This is a genomic window from Deinococcus arcticus (genome assembly GCF_003028415.1).
Taxonomy (GTDB): Bacteria; Deinococcota; Deinococci; order Deinococcales; family Deinococcaceae; genus Deinococcus; species Deinococcus arcticus.
In genome coordinates this window covers 270796-293962 of the sequence record NZ_PYSV01000003.1, presented here as the reverse complement: position 1 = coordinate 293962, position 23167 = coordinate 270796, and the positions used below count along the sequence as shown (strand labels likewise).

The 23167-nt window shown below is 69.2% G+C and carries 23 protein-coding genes; 14 read left to right on the top strand and 9 right to left on the bottom strand.

Annotated features, from left to right (window positions below; all coding sequences use genetic code 11):
* Nucleotides 1-73: 73 nt before the first annotated feature.
* Entirely contained in the window at nucleotides 74-877 is an 804-nt protein-coding gene (locus tag C8263_RS05035) for an SDR family NAD(P)-dependent oxidoreductase (RefSeq protein WP_107137008.1), read from the bottom strand.
* Between the two features lie 153 nt (nucleotides 878-1030).
* On the opposite strand from C8263_RS05035, the gene C8263_RS05030 reads away from it, so the two are divergent.
* The 3 genes from C8263_RS05030 to C8263_RS05020 all read left to right on the top strand — a co-directional run bounded on the left by C8263_RS05030 (nucleotide 1031) and on the right by C8263_RS05020 (nucleotide 3359).
* The gene (locus C8263_RS05030) at nucleotides 1031-1684 is read left to right on the top strand and encodes a TetR/AcrR family transcriptional regulator (RefSeq protein WP_107137007.1); all 654 of its coding nucleotides are present in this window, start codon (nucleotides 1031-1033) and stop codon (nucleotides 1682-1684) included.
* Between the two features lie 69 nt (nucleotides 1685-1753).
* Complete coding sequence (locus C8263_RS05025) at nucleotides 1754-2059, top strand: hypothetical protein (protein WP_107137006.1); 306 nt, start codon at nucleotides 1754-1756, stop codon at nucleotides 2057-2059.
* 211 nt (nucleotides 2060-2270) lie between these two features.
* Entirely contained in the window at nucleotides 2271-3359 is a 1089-nt protein-coding gene (locus C8263_RS05020; protein ID WP_107137005.1) for a 3-deoxy-7-phosphoheptulonate synthase, read from the top strand.
* Here the strand turns inward: C8263_RS05020 and C8263_RS19455 are convergent.
* From C8263_RS19455 to C8263_RS05005, 3 genes are all read right to left on the bottom strand, one after another.
* Nucleotides 3349-4425 carry a permease prefix domain 1-containing protein gene (locus tag C8263_RS19455; RefSeq protein WP_199188309.1) on the bottom strand — a complete coding sequence of 359 codons (1077 nt, stop codon included), beginning with the start codon at nucleotides 4423-4425 and terminating at the stop codon, nucleotides 3349-3351. The genes C8263_RS05020 and C8263_RS19455 overlap by 11 nt on opposite strands.
* Nucleotides 4422-4751 (bottom strand): PadR family transcriptional regulator, encoded by a 330-nt coding sequence (locus tag C8263_RS05010; protein ID WP_107137004.1) that lies wholly within the window; start codon nucleotides 4749-4751, stop codon nucleotides 4422-4424. The genes C8263_RS19455 and C8263_RS05010 overlap by 4 nt, the downstream gene beginning before the upstream one ends.
* Nucleotides 4752-4922: 171 nt before the next feature.
* Nucleotides 4923-6911, bottom strand: coding sequence for a carbohydrate binding domain-containing protein (locus C8263_RS05005; protein ID WP_107137003.1), 1989 nt, complete (start codon nucleotides 6909-6911; stop codon nucleotides 4923-4925).
* Between the two features lie 363 nt (nucleotides 6912-7274).
* Between C8263_RS05005 and C8263_RS05000 the strand changes: the two genes are divergently transcribed.
* From C8263_RS05000 to C8263_RS04980, 5 genes are all read left to right on the top strand, one after another.
* Nucleotides 7275-7445 carry a DUF2256 domain-containing protein gene (locus C8263_RS05000; RefSeq protein ID WP_107137043.1) on the top strand — a complete coding sequence of 57 codons (171 nt, stop codon included), beginning with the start codon at nucleotides 7275-7277 and terminating at the stop codon, nucleotides 7443-7445.
* Entirely contained in the window at nucleotides 7442-8335 is an 894-nt protein-coding gene (gene uvsE, locus C8263_RS04995) for a UV DNA damage repair endonuclease UvsE (protein ID WP_269845121.1), read from the top strand. Before C8263_RS05000 ends, uvsE begins: the two co-directional genes overlap by 4 nt.
* Nucleotides 8336-8370: 35 nt before the next feature.
* Entirely contained in the window at nucleotides 8371-8859 is a 489-nt protein-coding gene (locus tag C8263_RS04990) for a gluconokinase (RefSeq protein ID WP_107137001.1), read from the top strand.
* 251 nt (nucleotides 8860-9110) lie between these two features.
* On the top strand, nucleotides 9111-10028 hold the full coding sequence (locus tag C8263_RS04985; protein WP_107137000.1) for a hypothetical protein: 918 nt from the start codon (nucleotides 9111-9113) through the stop codon (nucleotides 10026-10028).
* Nucleotides 10029-10141: 113 nt separating this feature from the next.
* Nucleotides 10142-10684 carry a 3'-5' exonuclease gene (locus C8263_RS04980; protein ID WP_107136999.1) on the top strand — a complete coding sequence of 181 codons (543 nt, stop codon included), beginning with the start codon at nucleotides 10142-10144 and terminating at the stop codon, nucleotides 10682-10684.
* A 22-nt stretch (nucleotides 10685-10706) separates the two neighbouring features.
* On the opposite strand, the gene C8263_RS04975 is transcribed toward C8263_RS04980, so the two are convergent.
* On the bottom strand, nucleotides 10707-12521 hold the full coding sequence (locus tag C8263_RS04975; protein WP_107136998.1) for a phosphodiester glycosidase family protein: 1815 nt from the start codon (nucleotides 12519-12521) through the stop codon (nucleotides 10707-10709).
* Nucleotides 12522-12650: 129 nt separating this feature from the next.
* Here C8263_RS04975 and mglB point away from each other — a divergent pair, with 129 nt between their 5' ends.
* Together mglB and mglA are read left to right on the top strand one after the other, a co-directional pair.
* Complete coding sequence (gene mglB / locus C8263_RS04970) at nucleotides 12651-13136, top strand: GTPase-activating protein MglB (protein WP_107136997.1); 486 nt, start codon at nucleotides 12651-12653, stop codon at nucleotides 13134-13136.
* Between the two features lie 29 nt (nucleotides 13137-13165).
* Complete coding sequence (gene mglA, locus C8263_RS04965) at nucleotides 13166-13756, top strand: GTPase MglA (RefSeq protein ID WP_107136996.1); 591 nt, start codon at nucleotides 13166-13168, stop codon at nucleotides 13754-13756.
* 198 nt (nucleotides 13757-13954) lie between these two features.
* Here mglA and glgP read toward each other — a convergent pair whose 3' ends face one another.
* Nucleotides 13955-16471 carry an alpha-glucan family phosphorylase gene (gene glgP, locus C8263_RS04960; protein ID WP_107136995.1) on the bottom strand — a complete coding sequence of 839 codons (2517 nt, stop codon included), beginning with the start codon at nucleotides 16469-16471 and terminating at the stop codon, nucleotides 13955-13957.
* A gap of 97 nt (nucleotides 16472-16568) precedes the next feature.
* Between glgP and C8263_RS04955 the strand changes: the two genes are divergently transcribed.
* Entirely contained in the window at nucleotides 16569-17084 is a 516-nt protein-coding gene (locus C8263_RS04955; RefSeq protein WP_233218649.1) for a hypothetical protein, read from the top strand.
* Nucleotides 17085-17388: 304 nt separating this feature from the next.
* On the opposite strand, the gene C8263_RS04950 is transcribed toward C8263_RS04955, so the two are convergent.
* The 3 genes from C8263_RS04950 to C8263_RS04940 form a co-directional block, all read right to left on the bottom strand.
* Nucleotides 17389-17655, bottom strand: coding sequence for a hypothetical protein (locus C8263_RS04950; protein ID WP_107136993.1), 267 nt, complete (start codon nucleotides 17653-17655; stop codon nucleotides 17389-17391).
* Between the two features lie 254 nt (nucleotides 17656-17909).
* Nucleotides 17910-18998, bottom strand: coding sequence for an enolase C-terminal domain-like protein (locus C8263_RS04945; RefSeq protein WP_107136992.1), 1089 nt, complete (start codon nucleotides 18996-18998; stop codon nucleotides 17910-17912).
* Entirely contained in the window at nucleotides 18995-19786 is a 792-nt protein-coding gene (locus tag C8263_RS04940) for a DEAD/DEAH box helicase family protein (protein WP_107136991.1), read from the bottom strand. The genes C8263_RS04945 and C8263_RS04940 overlap by 4 nt, the downstream gene beginning before the upstream one ends.
* A gap of 280 nt (nucleotides 19787-20066) precedes the next feature.
* On the opposite strand from C8263_RS04940, the gene C8263_RS19450 reads away from it, so the two are divergent.
* From C8263_RS19450 to cysK, 3 genes are all read left to right on the top strand, one after another.
* Nucleotides 20067-20204: a hypothetical protein gene (locus C8263_RS19450; RefSeq protein ID WP_199188308.1), complete on the top strand. Its 138-nt coding sequence runs from the start codon at nucleotides 20067-20069 to the stop codon at nucleotides 20202-20204.
* A 116-nt stretch (nucleotides 20205-20320) separates the two neighbouring features.
* Nucleotides 20321-22063, top strand: coding sequence for a PRC-barrel domain-containing protein (locus C8263_RS04935; protein ID WP_107136990.1), 1743 nt, complete (start codon nucleotides 20321-20323; stop codon nucleotides 22061-22063).
* A gap of 84 nt (nucleotides 22064-22147) precedes the next feature.
* The gene (gene cysK, locus C8263_RS04930) at nucleotides 22148-23101 is read left to right on the top strand and encodes a cysteine synthase A (protein ID WP_107136989.1); all 954 of its coding nucleotides are present in this window, start codon (nucleotides 22148-22150) and stop codon (nucleotides 23099-23101) included.
* The last annotated feature ends 66 nt before the right edge of the window (nucleotides 23102-23167 follow it).

Here is a 23167-nt window from a genome sequence, read left to right as displayed (position 1 = left end):
GGGCCGACCTTGGTACGGCCCTGTTCTGTGTGGGTCAGTCGCGGCTCTTCAAAGCAGGGACCGCAATGTGGGTTCAGGCGTGGCGCTGGGCCTGCAGGCGGCGGATCATGGGCGGCACCACAGCGCGCGGCAGCAGGCGCAGCGCGGCAATCTGCAGCTGGTTGATGCGCCCCGGAATCACCACCGCCTGTCCGCGCAGCATGGCGTCCAGGCCCGCGCGGGCCACCTGCTCGGCGCTCAGCATGGCCAGGCGCACCGGGCCGCGCAGCAGCTGGCTGCGGCCCAGGCCACTGGCGGCCTGAAAGCCCGTTTCCACGGGGCCCGGACACAGCGCCGTCACGCTGACGCCCGATGGGCGCAGTTCCTCGTTCAGCGCTTCACTGAGGCTGAGCACGTACGCCTTGCTGGCGTAGTAGGCGGCCATCAGGGGCCCCGGCTGAAAGGCGGCGGTGCTGGCCACATTCAGAATGCGCCCCCGCCCCTGCGCGACCATGTGCGGCGCCAGCAGCCGCGTCAGCTCGGTCAGGGCCGTGATGTTCAGCGCGATCAGCCCGGAAATGGCCTCGGGGGTCTGGTGCAGGAATTCGTCGAAGGTGCCCAGGCCGGCGTTGTTCACCAGGATGTCGGGGTGCAGGCCCCGGGCGCGCAGCTCATTTGTCAGGTGGGCGGCGGCGCCGGGCTGCGCCAGGTCGGCAGGCAGCACATGCACCTGAATGCCGTGCTGCTGCTGAAGTTCCTGGGCCAGAGCCTGCAGGCGCCCGGCGCTGCGGGCCACCAGCACCAGATGGGCGCCGTGGGCCGCCAGACCACGGGCCAGATGTTCACCGATGCCGCTGCTGGCACCAGTCACGAGGGCGAGGGCAGAGGTTGGGGTCATAGAAGCCTCCTTGCCAGGTAAGTAACCCTGGGTTACTAAAAGTAGTTTAGTAACCCAGGGTTAGTTTGTCAACCGTCATGCTTGCCGGTCTGATTCCGCCAAAATCGGGAGAAGGTCAACAGCCTATAGACATTCCCCTGTTACAATTAACCCATGGTTACTTCTGTTCGGGCGCGCAGTGGGCCGGCCAAGGCCGCCCGCCGGGCCGAGATGGTGCGGGTGGCCCACGACCTGTGGCGCGCCCACCGCTACGAGGACATCACCCTGCAGGCGGTGGCGGCCCGGCTGGGCCTGACCAAGGCCGCGCTGTACGGTTACTTTCCCACCAAGGAAAGCCTGTTTCTGGCCCTGTACGAAACCCTGCTGGGCGACTTTGTGGACGACTGGGAGCGCCACCTGACCCTGGGGGGCACGCATACCCCGGCCTCGCTGGCCACCCTGAGCGCGGCCCTCCTGGCCGACCACGCCGACCTGACCCGGCTGACGCCGCATCTGGCGGGCCTGCTGGAACGCAATCTCACGCCGGAAGGGGCCCTGGCCCACAAGCGCTGGCTGCTGGCGCGCCTGGAACCGCTGCTGAGGGCCCTGTGCCGTGCGCTGCCCACCCTGCCCCCGGAGCGCGCCCTGCCTCTGCTGACCTATACCCAGGCGCTGGTGGCCGGGCTGTATCCCATGGGCGACCCGGCCCCCGCCGTGCAGGCCGCCCTGAGCGACCCCGAACTGGCCCCGCTGTGCGTGACCTTTGCCCCGGCGCTGCGCAGCGCCCTGGAAGCCCTGTACACCGGCCTTGCGGCGGGGCCCAGCTGAGGGGCCTGGGGTGCTGTCCGGGGCGGGGCCCCAGCACGGCCAGTGGCCCGGCCCACTACACTGCGCCCCATGACCGGAACTCCCATTGCCCCCGATGACCGCGCCCGCCTGGATCAGGTGTTCATGCAGGTGGTGCTGGACGTGCAGGCCCAGGCGCAGCAGACGGCCCCGGCCCAGAGCGGCAATCTCGCGGCCATGTTTCACAAGGAAACGGTGAGCGACGCCCTGCAGGGCTGCGCCATGCTGATTGCCGGCTGGAACCAGGGCCGGGTGGACGAGGCTGGGCTGACCCGCACCACCAAGGCCCTGCGGGCCCTGCAGCTGAATGACCTGGCTGCCCGCGTGGAGAAGCTGCGCCAGATCGCACAGGGGTGAAGCGGTCGCCGGCCGCCGCCCCGGCGGCCCCCTCTAGACCGGGCGGCCCCTGCCGGCGGCCCCGGGCGCCTAGACTGCGCCCATGCCCGCGCGCGCTCCCTTTTTTTATTGGCCCCCTCGCTGCCGGGCCTGAGTCGCGCTGCTGTTCCTCCACCCGCCCGGTGAGCCTCCAAGGCCACCGGGCGCTTTCGTTCACCCCAAGGACCTGCCCATGACCCACCCCGAACCCACCGTTGCCCCTGGCCGCACCGAGAATCTGAATATCAGTTCCTTCACGCCGCTGATTACGCCGCGTGCCCTCAAAGCCCGCTGGCCCCTGACCCCGGCCGCCGAGCGCACCGTGCTGGCCGGGCGCCGCGCCGCGCAGGACATCGTGCATGGCCGAGACGACCGCCTGCTGGTGGTGGTGGGGCCGTGCTCCATTCACGACCACGAGCAGGCCCTGGCGTATGCCGCGCGCCTCTCGGCCCTGCGTGAGCGGGTCCAGGACCGCCTGGAGGTGCAGATGCGGGTGTACGTGGACAAGCCGCGCACCACCGTGGGCTGGCGCGGTTACCTGCTGGACCCGGACATGACCGGCGCCAACGACATCAACAAGGGACTGGAATTCACCCGCCGCCTGATGGTGCAGGTGAGTGAGCTGGGGCTGCCGGTGGCCACAGAACTGCTGGACCCCTTTGCCCCGCAGTACGTGTTCGACGCCGTGGCCTGGGCCTGTCTGGGGGCGCGCACCACCGAATCCCAGACCCACCGGGTGATGGCCAGCGCGGTGTCGGCGCCCATGGGCTTCAAGAACGGCACGGGCGGCGGCATCAAGCTGGCGGTGGACGCCATTGTGGCGGCCCGCGCGCCCCACGCCTTTTTCACCATTGACGACGATGGCCGGGGCTGCATCGTGCATACGCTGGGCAACCCCGACGGCCACGTGATTCTGCGCGGCGGGCGCGGCGGGCCCAACTACGCCCCGCAGTTCGTGCGCGAAACCGCCGACCTGATGGCGGCGGCGGGCCTGAGCCCGGCGGTGATGGTGGACTGCTCGCACGCCAACAGCGGCTCGGACCATACCCGGCAGGCCCTGGTCTGGCGCGACGTGCTGCAGCAGCGCCTGGGCGGCCAGAGGGCCATTCGCGGCCTGATGATCGAGAGCCACCTGAGGCCCGGCAAGCAGAGCATCCCCGCTGATCTGAGCACCCTGGTCCCCGGCCAGAGCGTGACCGACGCCTGCGTGGGCTGGGACGAAACCGAGGCCCTGCTGCTTGAAGCCCACGCGGCGCTGGGCCGGCAGGCGGTCAGCGGCTAAGCCCCGTGGGGCGGGGGAGAGTGGGGAAGTTCTGTCGCCAGTTCTGGGTCCGGGTTTGCAGGCTGTAGCCCCGCCCCTGGTCCCGGCCACCATGAATGGTGGCGTCGGCGTCCATCAGCTGGTCGGCGGGCATAACGGCCACCAGAAAATCATGTTTGTGCGTCGGCTCGGTGCTTTGAAACGTTGCTTTTCCCGTCGGTGTGTAATTCACCGAGTAAAAGGCCATGACCGTCCAGCTGTTCATCGCAGGCCGGGCACCCTGAAGGTGCCGCTGCTGCCACGCCTGCATGGTTCCGCCGTCAATTTCCGTCCCACTCATGGGCAAGTGCAGGTTCTGGCACATGACCCCAGACGGAATTCCGTACGCTCGCTTCTCACCGCTGTACGCCATCATGCCCCCCTCCAGGGCCGCGCCATTCTGGGGTGTCCAGCGCAGGTCGGCCAGCAGCGCCACCTGTCCGTCCGACGTGCAATAAGGCGCCGTGTTCCATGCCTGGGCCGTCAGGAGAAGCCGAGCCTTTTTCGCCACATTGGGCGACACCGTGGCCTCGCCGGAGGCCGTGCGGCCCCGCAGGTCGTAGCGCCATAGCCGGAACATGCCCTCTTCCCGCTGCGAAATGACCACCAGGTAAAACCACTGGGCGCGGGCCGGCACACGGAGGTCGGCCGTCAGCATCTCGCCGCGCGGCGCGTTCACCTCGTAAAGCCGGGCTAGGTCCGCCGCTTCAACCGTCTGCGACCACTGAACACTCGTCTGCCTGTAAGCCGGCAGGGGAACGTACCGCCACACCCACCAGCTGCCCCCGCACAGCAGCAGTGCCGCCAGGACGGCCCAGCCAAGGGGATGCGTCAACACATGCCCCAGCAGTTGCCGGTTGGTCACGGACACGTTCCCCATACCCTGCACGGCCAGGTGCTCGGCTTCTTCACGGGAAAACCCCTCGGCTTGCAGCTGCCGGGTGCGGTCCAGCAGATGCGTGCGAAGTTCGGCGGCCAGTTCCAGGCGTTCGTGCCGGGGCAGGCCCAGGGTCGCGCGGAACACGTAACGGCTCACTGCGCGGCTCATGCGAGCCGCCCGCCCAGCAGGGCGTTCACTGCGGTTTGTAGGCGTTGCCACTCGTCCCGGCGGCGCGTCAGTTCGGTGGCGCCCTGGTCCGTTAAGCGGTAGACCTTGCGGGGACTGCCGCCGCCGGGGGTGGGGTGCCACTCACCCTCAATCAGCCCAGCCCTATTCAGGCGCAGCAGGGCCGGGTAGAGGCTGCCCTCAGACAGCTCAAAGAGCCCGCCGCTGCGGGTGCCGATGTGCTGGGCCAGTTCCAGGCCATAGCGCGGCTGCTCACGCAGGGCCGAAAGCAGAATCAGATCAATGGTGCCGGATTTCAAAGGGGTCATCAAAAGGCCTCCAAGGCTTGTGTTGCAAGGCTTGCACTACATAGCTTGCGGATTTTGCAGGGTCATGCAAGCGCAGATGACCAGACGTGCGGCAGGCACAGTGAAACGCCACGTCTCCCGCAGAGGCAGAGGAGGCGCGGCGTTCACCCGGGGTCCGGTTTCGTTCTTCGGCTACTTCGGTGTCGGCACCAGCCGGAAGTCCCTGAACGACAGGCTGTAGCTCTCGCCCGGCTGGCCCACCGCGCCCAGCACCTGCAGCTGCGCCGCCGGGTTCGTCACCGGGGCCGTGAAGGTGTAGGTGAGGCCCCCAGGCGTGGGGGTCAGGGCCGCCCTGGCATCCAGGTAGCGGGCGTAGCTGCCGCCGTTTTCGCCAATCACCACGCCCACCTCGCGCGGGCTGCTGGCGCGGCCGGTGAAGGTGAGGGTGTAGGTCTGACCCGCCACCAGGGGCACGTCGGTCTGGTTCAGCTGCACGTGCCAGTTGTTGGCCGGGTCCACGCGGGCCACATTCAGGGTGACCTCGCCGCCGCTGGTGGCCGTGCTCAGGCCATTGGTGCCGCTCTCCCAGGTGCTCCAGAACGCGGTGCCGGGCACGCCCGAGATGCCCGGGTGAGCGGCGCTGTTCTGATTGAACGCCGCGTTGTACAGCAGGTTGCCGTCACTGGCCGGGGGGCGCGCCCCCGCCGCGTTGCCCACGCGCTTGACCACCACATTGTCCAGCCAGACCGGGCCCGCGCCCGCGTTCCCCAGGTTGAATTCCAGCCGGGCCGCCGCGTCGGTCACGGCCTTCATGTCGAAGGTCACGGTGCGGCGCTCCCTGGCAGTGCCGATGGGCACGCTCTGCTCGCCGGAATAGGCGGCGTATCCCCGGTCGGGGCCGCCGCCCACCTTCACCATCATGGCGCGGGGCTGGGCGGCCCAGACCTCAAAGCTCGCCTCGTATTTGCCGCCCGCTTCCACATTCAGGCCGTCCTGGCGCACCTGCACGGCGTAGTTCACGCTGCCAGGAGCCGTGATGTCAGCCTTCAGGGCGTTGCCGGCCCCGGCGTCGTTGCTCAACTGCACCTGGCCGTCACTGGTGAACAGGGTCCAGAAGGCCGACTGACCCACGCCGGCCAGTCGGGGCGCACCGGGGGTCACGCGCGGGTCGGTGTCGGCCCAGTCGAAGCTGGGGTTGTACACCAGATTGCCGTCCGGCAGCGCGGGGCGGGCTGGCACCGGCGTCCAGGGATAGGTCATCGTGGGCCGCTGGCCCGCCGGTTGCCGCTCGGCCTCCAGGCCAGATACGCGCACGTAGTCCACCCGCATCTCGGCCGTGCTCGGCGTGGTGGCGTCCGGGTTGCCGTCGAAATTGCCGCCCACCGCCAGATTCAGCAGCAGGTAGAACGGCTGATCAAACGGCGCAGGCCAGGGGTGCAGGTCGGCCTCGCCGCTGGGCGGGGTGCCCCGGGCGCTCCACCACTCCGTCTTTTCCGAGGTCAGCTGGCCGTCAATGAACCACTGGATCTTGCCGGGGGTCCATTCCACGGCGTACACATGCCAGTCGTCCATGGCGCCGCTGGGGTAGGTCACGGTCTGGCCTGCATACACATTGTTGGGCCACATCCCGCCGTAGTGGATGGTCTGGGCCACCTCGCTGGGTCTACTGCCCCAGCCCTCGGCAATATCCAGTTCGCCGTTGGCGGCCCAGGTGCCGTAGGGACTGGGCTCCTCGGGCAGCATCCAGATGGCCGGCCACAGGCCCTTGCCCCGGGGAAACTTGGCGCGAATCTCGAAGCGGCCGTAGGTGCGGCTGAACTTGCCGGCGGTGCGGATGCGCCCCGAGGTCCAGCCGAAGGTGCCGCTGGTGTTGCCACTGGGCCCGGTGAAGCTCTCCTTGCGCGCGGTGATCACCAGCTCGCCGTTCTCCAGGCGAATATTCTGCGGCCGGTCCGTGTAGTACTGCAACTCGTTGTTGCCCCAGCCGGTCACGTAGTCGGTGCCCGACACAAAGCCGTTGCCCAGCTGCGGGCTCCAGCGCTGGGCGCTCAAGGCTGGCCCGTCAAATTCATCCTGCCAGACGGGTTTGGGCTCGGCAGCAGCAGTAGGGCTGCAGGCCGCCAGCAGCAGCGCCAGGGGCAGGCTCAGGCGAAGGGCAGTGAAGCAGGTGAACTGGCGCATAGGTCCTCCGGGGCAGGGGGGGCGGGGAGCGGCGGGAACGCGGCAGGGGGAGACACAGCAGCCTTCACCGCCCGCACCAGCGAAAAGGCCGACGGCAAGAGAAGCCCTGACGCCAGGGCCAGACTGGATTGGACTGCTTGGCCGCAGCGTAAGAGGTCCTGAAAGCGCTGTCAAGCCTTAGGTGGCCCGGCAGGAACAACTTGTCGGTCGAAAGGGACAACAGCAGACCATCCCATTCGAAAACGTTTTCAATGTGAAGCCAGCTTCTCAATCCTGCTTTCACCGCAGTCCTCGCCCAACCCCCAAGAAAACAGCAAGCGCCGGCACTGTCACCCGGGAAGTGGGCGGGGCATGCTGCGCGCAATGGCCACGCAAGCCTCATTTGGAAAAGGGCGGCCCCCCAGTCAGCGGCCCAGCAAGGTGTGCGCCGCCTGCGGCCTGCCCTTTACCTGGCGCCGCAAGTGGGCGCGCGACTGGGAGCAGGTGCGCTACTGCTCGGAGCGCTGCCGCAAACAGGCCCGGAGGCCCGCGTGACTGGCCCCGCCTACGGGCTGGTGTGCATGACGGTAGGACCGGAGGTGCGCTTTCGCACCGTGACCCTCTCGCGCTACCAGCTGCTGTCTCCGGCCGAGCGCGAGGCCAAACTGCTGGACCTGTACGCCGACAACATTGCCCGGGTGCGCCGCGCCGCCGACTACTGCGCGGCGCGCGGCATTCGCCTGTACCGCCTGAGTTCCAGCCTCTTTCCCATGCTGGACCTGGTGGGCGACGACACGGGCTCGGCGGTGCTGGACGGGCTGGCCCCGCAGCTGCGCGAAGCTGGGCAGGCGTTCGTGGACGCCGGGATTCGCGTGCTGATGCACCCGGAACAGTTCATTGTGCTGAACAGTGACCGCCCCGAGGTGCGTGTGGCCAGCGTGCAGGCAATGATCAGCCACGCCCGCGTGCTGGACGGCCTGGGGCTGACCCGCAGCACCTGGAACCTGCTGCTGCTGCACGGCGGCAAGGGGGGCCGCGCCGCCGAATTGCAGGCCGTCATTCCCGACCTGCCCGACGGCGTGCGCCTGCGCCTGGGACTGGAAAACGATGAGCGGGCGTATGGCCCGGCCGAATTGCTGCCGGTCTGTGAAGCCACCGGCACGCCCCTGGTGTTTGATGCCCACCACCATGTGGTGCGCGAAAAGCTGCCCGACCAGGAAGACCCCAGCGTGCGCGAGTGGGTGCTGGCCGCCCGGGGCACGTGGCAGCCCCCGTCCTGGCAGGTGGTGCACCTGAGCAACGGCCTGGAGGGCCCCGGGGACCGCCGCCACAGCCACCTGATCAGTGCGGTGCCCAGCGCCTACGCCGATGTGCCCTGGATAGAGGTGGAAGCCAAGGGCAAGGAGGAGGCGGTGGGCGCGCTGCAAAAGCTAAACGTCCCCTAAACCCACCGGGCCTGGGCCGCCCGGCACACTGGGGCATGCGAGTGGTGGTCATGGGCGTCATTGGCAGTGGCAAGACCGCGCTGGGGCAGGCCCTGGCCGGGGCCCTGGACTGGCCCTTTCTGGACGCCGACGACTATCACTCCGAGCAGGCGCGCGCCCAGATGGCGTCCGGCACCCCCATGACGGACGACGACCGCCGTCCCTGGCTGCTGGCCCTGCGCCGCGCCCTGGGCGAGCGCGGGCAGGTGGTCCTGGCCTGTTCGGCGTTGAAACGCCGCTACCGCGACGTGCTGCGGCTGCCCGGCACCCGGTTTCTGTACCTGGAGGTGCCGCCGGGGCTGGTGTACGAGCGCCTGGAAGCGCGCGACGGCCACTTTGCCGGGCCCGCGCTGCTGCCGTCTCAGTTTGAAGCGCTTGAACCACCCATGCCCAGCGAAACCGATGTGCTGACCCTGCACGTGGCGCCCGAGGATACCCCAGACGACCTGCGCGACCGCGCGCTGGCGCTGCTGGACCTGCCCTGAGAGCGGCCTTCAGGCGTTCCTGAGACGGCCTCCGACCCCATCCTGGGCAACAGCGGTTCAGGGTGGGGCGGACTGGCACAGCAGCGCCGCAGAGCGGAAAAGGGAACAGCACCCCTCCAGGCGTGGAAACGATAAGCCGGCCCTGTCCTGGCCTGTCGGCGGAACAGATGAAGTCCATATGAATATGGGTGGGCCCCGGACGCTGGTCAACCTCGCGTGCGCGCCGGGGGCCGGGCTTCTATGCTCAGGCCATGAGCCTGCTCCGCTTCGCTGCGACCACCACCCTTCTGCTGGCCTCTGGTGCAGGGGCAGCGGGCCTGCTGGGCACGGGCGGCGCCGTGTCCACCAGCCCGTTTTGCCGGCAGTACAGCTGCGCGCTGCTGGAACAGTCCGGACGCACCTGGACCTACGAACTGCGCCGCAACGGCTCGCAGCTGCTGGAGGTGCAGCGCGAGTCAGGCGAGCCGGGCAGCCGCATTACGTCCATCAGCCTGCATTCGTACAACGACGACGTGAACGCCGACCTCGACCGGTCCACCTTCGCGGCGGTGCAGCAACTGGCCATGGGGTTCGTGTCCAACACGGGCCGCCTGGAGAACTGTTACGCCCTGGACGGCAGTCAGTACCGCGTGCTGGCCACCAGCCCTGACGACCGCACCTCGCGCATCTACTGCGACTGGGACCCGGCGTACACCCGCTTTGTTATCGAAGCCGACCGCGCGTACCTGACCCGCACCGCCCCCAGCGCCGCCACGCTCACCAGTGGACCCACCAAACTCAACGTCTGGGCCTTCCGCTCGTGCCGGTCGGCGGCCGGGGTGAACACCTTCCTCGTGATGGGGCAGGCGGCCCGCTGCGACCTCGTGATTGAAACCAAGGGCGCGCAGAGCCCCGTGGTGCGGGCCGAATTCCAGTACGAGATCGAGTATGTGCAGGGCGGGCAGTACGTGAAAAAGCTGCTGCCCGAAAAGGAGGTCTGGCTGCCCGGCCGCACCCCGGGCCCGCTGGATCCGCGCCTGAGCCAGCAGGGGCGCACGGTCACCGCCAACCTCAGCCTGGCAGTGAGGGCGGTGGCGGGGCGGCAGGTGACCAGCCTGAACACCATTGCCCGCCTGACCTTCGCCAATGGTGCGGTGAAAACGGCCTACGAACCGCTGCTGGTGCGCTGATCGGGGTACCCAGAGGCGCTGAGGCACTCGCCCTCAGCGCCTCTGGGCGCTGGTGTGAACATGGTCCCGCAACCCATCACCCGCTGCCTGCGCCCTGCGCTACCCTGCAGGGCGTGAACGTCGTTGTGTTCGACCTGGAAACCACTGGCCTCTCGCCCGAGCGGGACGGCATTGTGGAAATCGGCGCGCTGCGCATTGTGGACGGCCAGGTGGATGAAACGCAGAAGTTTGAAACCCTGGTGCGCCCCACGGGGGAGGCGGGACAGCCCCTGCTGATTCCCTGGCGCGCCGAGCGGGTACACGGCATCAGCAACGAGATGGTGCGCGGCGCCCCGGGGTTGCCGGAGGTGCTGCCCGAGTTTCTGGACTTCGTGAACGGCTGGCCGGTGGTGGCACACAACATCGGCTTTGACGGCGGCTTTATGCGGGTGCACGCCCGCCGCCACGGTCTGGACTGGACCCCGGCCGCCGAGCACTGCACCGTGCAGCTCTCGCGCCGCGCCTTTCCCAAAGAGCGCGCCCATAACCTGAATGCCCTGGCCGACCGCCTGGGCCTGAACTTTGCCCCCGGGGGCCGCCACCGCAGTTTCGGGGACGTGCAGGTGACGGCCCAGGCGTACGTGCGCCTGATGGAGCGCCTGGGGGTGGGGGTCTGAGCGCCGCCCCCAGGCCCTGCCCTTATTTCCTGGCTGCCGCCGAGCGGGGCACAAACACCACCGCGTTGGGCACCGGGCGGCTCCAGACCGTGTTCAGGTAGCCGCCCAGGCCCGCGTAGCCGCCGGTCAGGTAGGCGGCTGAACTGCTGCCGCTGTCCAGGCGCACCGCGTCGCGCACGCCCGCCGCTGCCAGGGCCGCCGCAAAGGCTTCGGGGGTGCCGTGCTCGAAGTAGGCCACCGTGGGCTGCCCGCTCAGGGTCCCCACGGCGACCTGCCGGGTGGGGCGCCACACGTTGGTGGCGGTGTTAAAGCCCTCGCGCGCCGGGTTGATCGCCACGCGCCCGCCCTGCACCAGCAGCGGCCCGGCGCTCAGGGCGTCCTGGGCGGTGTCCCAGGGGGCGTCGGTGGCGCGCCAGTTCAGACTGACCGTCAGGGGCGCGCCCGCCGCGGCGGGCAACTGGGGAAAGCGGGCCGGGTCAAAGGTCAGGGCCAGGGTGCCGGCAGGGGGTACGTTCACCCCGGTCAGGGCGCGCGCCACAGCGGCGCTGCTGGGCGCAAGGTACAGGGTGCTCAGCGCGTCGGCGCCCACCCGCGTGCGGCCGTCGCCCACAAAGGCGGTCAGCAGCGCCGGGTCGGGTTTGCTGCGCACGCTGTTCACCGTGACGCTGAAGCCGGTCCCCGAGACCACGTAGCGGGGTTTCGGGTAGCCGAACAGCGTCTCGCCCTGCGCGGTAAAGCCCAGCGTGGCGCGCTTTTCTAGGCTGCCGGCGGTCATCAGTCCCCCCACCGCCACGAGGTCCACGGGCAGGTTGCTGGCCGGGTCGAAGTAGCCGCCGTTCACGCCCGCCACCCCGCCCACCGAGCGCACCAGATCCGCCACGCCGCTGGCCCGGCCCGCCGGCGCCGTGACCACGCGCGGCACATACACAGCCGGGTCAAAGCTCAGCAGGTGCAGCTTGCCCAGCGCGCGGTAGGTCACGCCCTCCGGCAGGGCCTCCGGGTTGATGGGCGGCGGCACGCGGCTGTCGGTATAGGTGGTCGTGTCGATCACAATACGGGGCGGGTTGTCCAGGGCAAAAACCTCGCTGCGCCCGCCCTGGGTGCCCAGGTACACGGCGCTGCCGCCGGGGCCCGCCGAGACGGTCAGGGTATCGCCCGATTCCAGCGTCTGCGTGCCGGGCTGCGCCCCCACCCCGGGCAGGCCGATGCTCAGGCCCTGGGCCTCACGGGTGACGGTGTGCGCTGCGGGCCCGCTGAGTTCCAGCACCACCCGCTGCACCTCCACGGTGCGGTGCAGGGTGCGGCTCACACGCACGGTGGCCAGGTGCGTATTCAGGGGCGTGGGGCTGGGCGCCGGGGTCACTGGCGTGGGAACTGGGGCCACCGGCGCGGCCGTGACCGGGGAGGGCGGCAGTGTGTCGGCGGGCACGCTGGCCGGCGCGGCGAAGTCCAGCAGGCCCGGGGTATCGGCCAGCACGGGGACCCCCAGGGCGCTCAGGGCCGCGAGCGGCACGTACAGGCTGCCGCCCGCCAGTTCGGGCAGCGGCAGCCGCTGGGTCAGGGCAAAGCCAATGGCCCGCCAGCCGGTGGCCGGGGCGTAGCGCAGTTCACGGGCGCCGTACAGCAGCCGCACGTCCTGCGGGTCGTTGCGCACCGCCACGCCCAGCCGGGGCAGGGTCCAGACCGCCAGCGCCTCGCCGCCCGCAAACTGCCGGGTGTCCACGGCGCCGCTTTGCAGCAGGCCGCCGATGGCCACAGGCCTCGCCCCCGCCGCGCCGCCCAGCAGGGCGCCCACCAGAACCAGGGCCACAAAGGACCGATTGCCGCGCTTGACCATCACGCGGGCGAGTGTAGTGCCGTGCTGGCGCTGGTGGGTGAGCCTTTCGTCAGCTGCCGCGCGCCGTGGACCTGGCCCCCGGAGTCAGTCAGGCTCTTGTATGAAAAACGCCCTTACACTGACGGGCATATGATCGAACCCACCCTGGCACTCTACGGCGACGCGTTTGAGCGCGTGGATCAGCATATTCAGGAGCTCCTGGAAACCACGGGCGTGCGCTACGGCCTGCTGGTGGACCGCAAGGGGTTCGTGCTCTCGCACAAAGAAGCGCTGTGGGCGCCCCGCCCCCCCGCGCTGGACAGCGTGGCCACGCTGGTGGCCAGCAACGCCGCCGCCACCGCTGCGCTGGCGAACATGCTGGGCGAGCGCACCTTCAGTGAGCAGATCCACCAGGGTGAAAACGGCACCCTATACGTGGAATCCGTGGGCACCGACTCGCTCCTGACGCTGATCTTCGACGCCTCGGTGCCGCTGGGCAAGGTCAAGGTGTACGCCAAGAAGACCATCACGCAGATCGCAGCGATCCTGGACGAACTCAAGGACCTGCCGCCTGTGCAACTGAATGACGACTTCAGCCAGGGTGCGGCGTCCCTGCTCGACGACCTGCTCGGTTAAGCCGCGCGCATTTCTTCAGGAGGACACCCATGAGCACCATCAACTTCGCGGCGCGTGAAATCAACTGCAAGATCGTCTACTACGGCCCCGGCATGAGCGGCAAGACCACCAACCTCAAGCACGTGTTTTCCAAGGTGCCCGGGCACCTGCGCGGCGAGATGGTCTCCCTGGCCACCGAGGACGAGCGCACCCTGTTCTTCGACTTTCTGCCGCTGGACCTGGGCAGCGTGCAGGGCTTCAAGACCCGCTTTCACCTGTACACCGTGCCGGGACAGGTGTTCTACAACGCCAGCCGCAAACTGATTCTGCGCGGCGTGGACGGCATCGTGTTCGTGGCCGACAGCGCGCCCAACCGCCTGCGCGCCAACGCCGAGAGCATGCGCAACCTGCGCGAGAACCTGCAGGAACACGGCATTGACGTGCGCGACGTGCCCATCGTGCTGCAGATCAACAAGCGCGACCTGCCCGACGCCCTGCCCACCTCCATGATCCGCGCGGTGATTGACCCCAAGCAGGAACTGCAGATGTTCGAGGCCATGTCTGACAAGGGCGTGGGCGTGTTCGAGACGCTCAAGACGGTCAGCCGACTGGTGCTGGAACGGCTGTCGCAGAACAAGTAGGGGTTATGGGCCTTGGGCCATGAGCCATGGGGGAGGGCCCCGGCTCATGGCCCATGGCTTATGGCAGATGGCAAAAACCAGGGGGGAGAGGCGGGCTTCTCCCCCCTGCCGTTCCTCATGGCCCAGAGCCCAGAGCTCATGGCCCAACAAAAAGCCCCCGGCGCGCAACCGCACCCGGGGGCCCTTCGCTTTACGCCGTTACGCCCACTTGATCAGGCCGGCTTCCAGGTCGTTGCTCAGGCCCTCAATCACCGGCAGCATCCGCACGCCCACCGAGTACAGGCCGCTGTTCTGCAGGGGCACGTCGGCGCTGAAGGTGCCGTCGCCGTGGCTGCGCAGCGGCATGCGGGTCAGGTGCTCGCCGCGCTTGAGCACTGCCTCCACGCGCAGCTCGCTCAGGTTGATGCCGGCCGGGTTCACCTGCGCGCGCACCGGCACCGTCTGGCCGGGGTGGGTGGTGGCGGGCAGCTGCGCCTGGGCCATGAGGGTGGTGTAGGGCCACTGCTGGCGCACCCAGCCCTTCCAGCTTGCAATTTCGCGGGCGCGGGCGCTGCTGTGCTCGGCCAGGGCGGCGCCCCTGTGCGCAATGGGCAGGTAGTACTTCTGGGTGTAGTCAATCACCTGGCGCTGCATGGAAAAGCGCGGGCTGACCGTCTGAATGGCGCGGCGCACCGTGTCGGCCCAGGAATCGGCGTCGGTGGGGGCCCCGTAGTAGCGCGGCACGATGTCCTGCTCCAGCGTGTGGTACATGGAATAGGCGTCGGCGTCGTCCTGTACGTTCAGGTCGGCGTATTCGCGCTCCTCGCCAATGGGCCAGCCGTTGGTGCCGTCATAGCCTTCGCGCCACCAGCCGTCCAGAATAGACAGGTTGGGGCTGCCATTGAAGCTGGCCTTCATGCCGCTGGTGCCCGAAGCCTCCAGGGGGCGGCGGGGGTTGTTCAGCCAGATGTCCACGCCCTGCACGAGGTGGCGGGCCACGTTCATGTCGTAATTTTCCAGAATCACGATCTTGCCCCGGAACTCGGGTTCCTGGCTGACCCGGTAAATTTCCTGAATAAACGCCTTGCCCGGGTTGTCGGCCGGGTGCGCCTTGCCCGCAAACACAAACTGCACCGGGCGCTCGGGGTGGTTCACAATCCGGCTCAGACGCGCCTTGTCGCGGAACAGCAGCGTGGCGCGTTTGTAGGTGGCAAAGCGCCGCGCAAAGCCGATGGTCAGGGTGTTCTCGTCCAGCAGGCTGCCGGCAGCGGCCACGTCGGCGGCCGAGGCCCCGTTGCGCAGATTCTGCTCGCGCACCCGGGCGCGCACGAACGAGATCATCTCGCGCTTCATCTCGCGCTGCACGCCGCGCAGCTGCTCGTCGCTCAGGCGCTCGACGGCCTGCCACATCGCTTCTTCTTCCAGCCGCTCGGTCCAGTCCGCCGGCAGCACGGTGGACAGCAGGTCGCGCATGGCCTGGCTGGTAAAGGTGAGGTTGTGCGCGCCGTTTGTCACGTGCCCGATAGGCACTTCCCCGGCCTCGGCGCCCTCGTACAGGAATTTCCACATGTCGCGGCTGACTTCGCCGTGCAGTTCGGACACGCCGTTGGCGGCGCGGCTGAGGTTCAGCGCAAAGACCGTCATGGAAAAGGTGGGCACCAGATGGCCGTCCCACATCTGGTCGTGGCGGGCCAGGGCGTACAGGTCGTCGCGCCCCGTGTTCAGCAGGCCCGGCCACTTGCCCAGGTAGCGGTCCATCAGGTCATAGGCAAAGGCGTCGTTGCCCGCCGGCACCGGCGTGTGGGTGGTAAACAGCGTGCTGGCCGCCACCGTTTCCACGGCGGTGCGGAAGTCCAGCCCCTGGGCCACCGCCTCGCGGATGCGCTCCAGGCTCAGCAGGGCGGCGTGGCCCTCGTTCATGTGGTACACGTCGCCGGGAATGCCCAGCAGGCGCAGGGCGCGAATGCCTGCCACGCCCAGCAGCACGTACTGCTGCACGCGCAGTTCCTGGTTGCCGCCGTACAGGCGGGCCGTGAGCTTGCGGTCGTCCTCACTGTTCTCGGGCACGTTGCTGTCCAGCAGCAGCACGCGAATGCGGCCCACGTTCAGGTTCCACACGCGCACATGCACGTCCCGGTCGGCCATGCGCACCTTCACCCGGGCGTCCTGGCCCGCCGGGGTCTGGGCCGGGGTGATGGGCAGGGTGGTCAGGTCCAGCTCGTCGTAGGCCTCGGTCTGCCACCCGTCCTTGTCGAACAGCTGCCGGAAATACCCCTGGTGAAACAGCATGCCCACGGCCGTAAAGGAAATCCCCAGGTCGGACGCACTCTTGCAGTGGTCGCCGGCCAGCACGCCCAGGCCGCCCGAATAGATGGGCAGCGACTCGTGAAAGGCGTATTCCATGCTGAAGTACGCCACTGGCTTCATTCCCGGCGCGTTCTTGCTGGCCCAGGTGTCCTTCTTGCCCATGTAGGCGTCGAACTCGGCCATCACCGAGGCGTAGCGCGCGAGGTAGGCGGGGTCGGCGGCCAGCGCCTGCAGGCGGGCCTGGGGCACTTCCAGCAGGGTGCGCACGGGATTGCGTTGGAAGCGCTCCCACAATTCTGGGTCCAGATCCTGGTACAGCGCCTGTGCATGTGGGGTCCACGACCAGTAGAGGTTGTATGCCAGTTCCGACAGGCGGGCGATGCTGGACGGCAGCTGAGGCAGCACCGTGACTTTGCCAATGACGTTCATACAATCCTGAGCTTACACGACCGCCCTTTGGCCGGGGCCCGCGCTGCTTGGGCATGACTGGCGCGGCGGGGACCCGGTTCGTGGCAGCATGGCGGCTGTGACGTTTTCGGATGAGGTGCGAGCCGCGCTGCTGGCCGAGGGCGACCGGCTGGCCCGGCGCCTGACCCAGACCCTGCAGGTCACGGCCGCCGATCCGCCCCGCCTGACCCTGCTGGGCCGCAGCCTCGCGCTGAATCTGGTGGGTGCGCTGCTGCCCACGCTGGAACAGGTGGCGCGCCACTCCCGGGCGCCGCTGCGCGCCGGGGTCACGCTGGACCGCGTGGGGGCCCCGCAACTGCAGACGTGGTGGGGCGAGCAGCCCGGGGCCTGCCTGCCGGTGGCGGACCTGCTGAACGATCTGCTGCTCACCCCGGGCGGGCAGTGGCACCCGCCGGTGCGCGACGCCCTGCAGGGGGCCCTGGGCGCCAGCGAACACGGCGCCGAGCGGGCCCTGGTGACGTGCCTGCGCAGCCCGCCGGTGCTGCGCAGCATGGAAAGGGTGGTGCGGCGCCTGCTCCGGCCCCCTGATTCGGCGGCAGTGGCCGCGCAGGACGCCGGGCCGCGGCAAGACTGACCAACGCCCTTCCGGGGGTGAAGGGGCGCCACTGGGCTGGGTGATGCGGTGGGAGAGACGGGAGCATCTGCCCTTCGCAGGCAGTCGCCCTGCGAGGCTCTGCCCGTGGGGGCATCCGAGTTCCGAACACTGCCGTCATGTGTTCCGGAATTGTTCCGACCGGAGGGACGCGCAGAGGCGCAGCAGAGCAGGAAAAGAGACGGCTGTCCAGGCATTGGAGGAACATCCGCCTTCTTCCCGGATGTTCCGAAAATGGACGGCCGTCCGTATCAGGGGTGGAAGCCGGGGCTGTGTTCCGGCGGCTTTACTTCTGTTCGGGCTGGGCCACGGGCAGCGGCGCCTGCAGATGACGGGTGAGCAGCACCAGCACGGTCAGCGCATGCACGCACAGCAGCGCGAACAGTTCCAGCGTGGGCTTCATGGCGTAGCCGGCGGCGCCCACCAGTTGAAACAGGGTCAGGATCAGCAGGCCCTGGGCGCGCTGCTCTGGCCGGTACAGAAAAACAAAGGTGCCACCGACCATGCTGAACATCAGCGGCAGCAACAGGGCGTTTAACATCTCTTGATCCATGCCTCATTATTGTCCGCCGTTTCTGACAGGCATATGACCTTTGGCTGGGAAAGCGTCAGCGTCTAGACAGCTGAGGGGAAGGAGGTTCATGGGTGAAAGGTGTTGGGAGATGGACTTGACGCGCTCGTCAGCGTGCTGGCACCTGCTCGGGCGCTCGGGTGGAGCGGCAATGCGGGGCTGCCGCTGGCCGCACAGGAAAAATGGGCCGCTGTCGCAAGACGGCTTGAACCTCGCTGGTTCCCACACCTCTGTGCTCACAGCCGGTAGCGGGCCACCTTCTCCGGGTCCAGGGCGTGGGCACGCAGGGCGGCCACATCCAGCCAGCCGTCTTGAAACGTGATGGGCTGGTTCAGCAGGTCGTCTTGCAGCTTCAGCACAAAGCTCAGTTCGCAGGGCTCGGTTACCTCGCTTTGCGTGGACAGCAGCGCCGCGTGCAGGGTGCCCAGGCCGGTGCTGGCCTGCGAGCCCACCATGCCGCGTTTGCCCGCCGCCGCCGCCCGGCGCAACATGGCCCGGCCATCGGTCAAGCCGTTGCGCGCCGTTTTCACGTTCAGCACGTCAAAGGTGTCAAAGTCCAGTTCGCGTTCCAGGTCGGCGGGGGTAAAGCAGGAATCGTCGGCCACGATGGGCAGGCGGCCCTGGGCGTGCAGCGCTGCGCGGGCGCGCAGGTCACGGGCGGGCAGGGGCTCTTCCACATACAGCAGCCCCGCTTCCCGCATGGCGTCCAGGGCGGCCGGGGCCGTGCCGGGGGTCAGGGTCTCGTTGCTGTCGGCGTACAGCTGCACCTCCGGGCCAAACTCGTCGCGCAGGGCCAAGATCACCGCCAGGTCGCGGGCATGGTCGCGGCCCACCTTCACCTTCAGGCAGCGCACCCCGGCCGCGGCCACCCGCCGCGCCTCGGCCAGCATCTCGGCGGGCGGGGCGATACCCAGGATGAAACTCACGCGCACCCGGGTGTTCGGGCCCAGCAGGGTGTCGAACAGGCTCTGCCCCTGGGCGCGGGCGCGGGCGTCGTGCAGGGCCATGTCCAGCGCCCCGCGCGCCGTATGGTTGTTGGCCACGCTGCCGCGCACCCGGTTCAGGGCCGCTTCATCGGTGATCGGCAGGCCCAGCAGCGCGCTTTCCAGGTGGGCCAGAATCGCCACCACGCTCGCCGGGGTCTCGCCGTAGATGCTGGGCCTGGGGGTCGCCTCGGCCACGCCCACCGTGCCGTCGGACAGGGTGACCTGCACCAGCACATGCTCGGCGGCGTGCAGCGCCGAGTGCGCGCCCCAGGCCAGCGCCGAGGTCAGCGGCAGGCGGTAGGGAAGGGCCGTGACCTGGGCAACCGTGGGCGCACTCACAGCGTTTCACCGGGCCCGGCCCAGCGCCGAGTGGCCGCCGCCACCTCGGCTGGCGACAGCCGGTCCGTGTCCAGCACCAGCGCCCGGGTGGGGGGCAGGGTGCGCAAAAAGGCCTCGGCGGCGGCCGGGTCGTAGTGGCGGCGTTCGCTGAGCACAATGCTGGTCTTGGCGCGCACCTCGGCCGGGGCGTGGCCCTGGGTCACCAGCGCAGCCAGGGCGTCCAATTCGGCTTCCGTAAACACCTCGGGTGCGCCGGGCAGCGCGGCCAGTTCGGCGCGCAGGTCTGGGCCGGTGCGCCCCGGGGCCACCCCATCAAACGCGTCGGCGCGGCCCAGCAACCGGCGCACCCGCACCGCGTCCGGGGCCCCCAGCGCCACAAAGCGCCACGCCGCAAAGGTCTGGGCCGCGTACCGCACCTCGTCCAGCCCACGCAGGCCGTCGAACACCAGCGGGCCGGTCCAGTGCGCGGTGTCGGCCACCAGGGCCCCCAGCGCCTGGGCCATGCCGCCGGGGTGCTCGCGGCGGTAACGGGCGGTCAGGGCGAAGCGCTCCTCGCGGTCGCGCACTGGCCCGCCGGCCAGCGGCGCAATCATCACGGCGTCGGTGACCTCGCGGCGGTCGGGCAATACCTGCATGCCACGGTTCAGGCCCTGCAGGGCCGCCAGGGCGGTACTTTTGCCCACGCCAGTCACCCCCACCAGCACAGTCAGGGGGCAGGTGCCCAGCTGCCGTTCACCGGGGCCGGGTGGGGGCGGAGCCGCGCGCAGAAACGCCAGAGCAGCACTCATGGCCCTGAGCGTACGCCCTGGGCGGGTCCTGGCCCCCGGGGTTGCACAAACGTTGGCTTCCGGGGGGCAGGGGTGGGGGACAGCGCCTGTTCCGCCGGAGCGTGGTGTGCGGCGGTGGGCAGGCGTGCCGGGGGCCCCGGCAAAGGACGGCCACAGCGCCCCCGGGCCCCCGGGCCGCTGCAGGTCATAAAGGGCAGCCCAAGAATGGGTCAAGCGGCGGTAACGCCCGGCCCATGACGCCGGGTGGGCGCCTGTTCTTACACTGCCTGACGGAGGCCCTATGACCCGACTGAAAGGCAATTCTGGTGGCGGCGGTGGGCGCGTGCTGCTCATTGTGCTCATCCTGCTCGTGCTGTTCCTGCTGCTGTACTTCTTCTACCTCAAGCCCCAGGGGCTGCTGGACCTCGGCTTTATCTGAGGCGCCGGGCGGACCGGGCGCGGGTGCTGCGCCCGCACCCTGGCCAGCCATTCCCGGGCGCCTGAAGCGCCCCCACTGTTCTTCTCGCCTCTCAAGTTTCCTCTGGAGCGTGCTGCATGATTAAAGGCAAAGATCTTCTGGGTCGCCCGATTGTCGCTGTGGGTAGCGGCGAGCGGCTTGACCGTGTGCATGACGTGATTTTCGACCATCAGGCCAATCAGGTGCTGGGGCTGCTGGTGGACGAGGGCGGCTGGTTCAGCGCCGCCAAGGTGGTGCCCTTCGAGCGCATTCGCAGCATCGGTGAGGACGCCATCATGATCGGCACCCCCGAGGACGTGACCACCACCCGCGAGGACGGCCGCCTGAAAGACGCGCTGGACAGCAAGGTGAGCCTCGTGGGCCTGACCCTGCTGACCACCGACGGCCAGAACCTGGGCAAGATTGCCGACGTGTTCTTCGACGACCACACGGGCCGCGTGGAGGGCTACGAGTCCACTGGCGGGCTGTTTGCCGACCTGACCAGCGGGCGCACCTTTGTGCCGGCCCCCGAGCAGGTGCAGATTGGTGTGGACACGGCGCTGGTGCCGCCAGCGGTGGCCCAGGCCATGCAGGAGCAGGAGGAAGGCGGCATCAAGGGCGCGCTGGTCTCGGCCGGGCAGAGCATCAAGGGGGCCTACGAGAACATTGCCGAGGCCACCAAGGAGCGCCAGAAGGAATACGTGGTGGGCAAGACTGCGGGCGGCGACATCACCGACGCGGATGGTCACCTGCTGGTGGCCAAGGGTGAGACCATCACCGAGGCCCACGCGGAGGCCGCCGACGGCGCAGGCAAGCTGACGGCCCTGGCCACCGCCGCCACCGGGGGCGTGCTGGCCGACGCCTATGGCAGCGCCCGCGAGCGCGTACAGGACACCTACGAGGACGTGAAGAACGCCACCGCCGAGCGCCAGAAAGCGTATGTGGTGGGCAAGACCGCACGCAGCGAGATCACCACCGACACCGGCGAGATCATTGTGCCTGCAGGCGCCACCATCACCACCCACCAGGCCGAGCGCGCCGAGCAGACCGGGCGCCTGGCCGCCCTGACGGCGGCGGCCACCGGCGGCGCCCTGCAAGAAGGCGTGCAGACCCTGCGCGAGCGCCAGCAGGCCGACCCCAACTCGGTGGAAGCGGCCATTGGGCGCCGCGTGAAGACCGACGTGCGGGCCCCCGGCGGCAGCATCGTGGCGGCCACCGGTCAGATTGTGACTCCGGCCATTGCCGAGCGCGCCCGCCACGTGGGTGTGGAAAGCGCACTGATTGCCGCCACCACCGGCGCGGCCACGGCCGCAGCGGCCCCGGCCGGGGGCGGCCTGGCCGGCGTGACCGAGAGTGCCGGCAGCCTCATTGACCGCGCCAAGGCGTGGCTGGGCGACAAGCGCGATCAGGCCGAGGGTGCCTTGGAGCAGCGCCAGCAGGAGGCCATGGAGCAGCGTGTGCGCGACGCCCTGGGCCGCCCCGTCACCCGCGTGATTCTGGCTCCCGACGACTCGATCATTCTGAACATTGGCGAGATCGTGACCCACAAGGCCGTGCAGGCCGCGCGGGACGGCGACGTGCTGGACATTCTGGTGAGCAGCGTCAGCAAGGACGAGCCGCACCTGGATCCCCTGGCCAGCCGCCCCGAGGCCCACGGTGAGGCGGCGCTGGAGAGCCAGCCCGAGCCCTTTGCCCCCGGCCAGAGTGCCCAGGCTCAGCCCGCCCAGACTCAGGCGACCCCGGGCCAGCCCACCCAGACGCCGGCTACACAGACGCCGGCCACCCAGACGCCGGCCACGCCGGGCCAGACAGACCCGAACCGCACGGACCGGCCTCTCTAACCCGCCCCTGTCCCCGGGCCGCCCCTCTCCGCTGTGTGGGGGGCGGCCCGTTTACTGTCGCGGCTTCCGGCCTATCCTGGGCCCATGATTCAGGCGCTGATTGGTCAGACCCCGCTGCTGCACCTGCAGCGCGTCACCGAGCCCGGGATGGCTGAGGTGTTTGTGAAACTGGAGGGCCAGAACCCGGGCGGCAGCATCAAGGACCGCACTGCCCTGGGGCTGGTGGAAGACGCCGAGCGCCGGGGCCTGCTGCAGCCCGGCGGCACCATCGTGGAGCCCACCAGCGGCAATACCGGCATTGGGCTGGCGCAGGTGGCGGCGGCCAAGGGCTACCGGCTGATTCTGTGCATGCCCGCCAGCATGAGCGAGGAGCGCAAGCGCACCCTGGTGGCCTACGGCGCCGAACTGGTGCTGACCGACCCCGCCCGGCGCATGCTGGCCGCCATTGAAGAGGCCGAGAAGATTGTGCAGGAACGCGGCGCAGTCATGATGAACCAGTTCGCCAACCCTGCCAATCCCGCCACCCACGAGCGCACCACCGGCCCCGAGCTGTGGGCACAGATGGACGGACGCATCGACGCTTTTGTGTACGGCAGCGGCACGGGCGGGACCATCAGCGGGGTGGGGCGCTTTCTGAAACGGCAGAATCCGGCCGCGCAGGTGATCGCCTGCGAACCGGCGCGCAGCAACGTGCTCAGCGGCGGCCAGATGGGCAGCCACGGCTTTCAGGGCATGGGCCCCGGCTTTATCCCGGCCAACCTGGACCGCGCGGTGATTGACGAGGTCATGGAGGTCTGGGAGGAAGATGCCTACCCGCTGGCCCGGCGCCTGGCGCGCGAGGAAGGGGTGTTTGTGGGCATGAGCAGCGGCGCCATGGTCTGGGCTGCGCTGGCGGTGGCCCGGCGCCTGGGCCCTGGTAAGCGCGTGGCGACCATCGCCTGCGACACGGGCGCCCGGTATCTCACCACCAGTCTTTTCGCCGGCGACGACGACACGCCCCCGGGCTATGCCCCGCGCTCCCGCGAGCCCCTGGGCTGAGCCGGGGAAGGCTGCTGCCCACTTGACACGTTAAAAGATAAAGTCGTAGGCCCTGCAATCAACTTG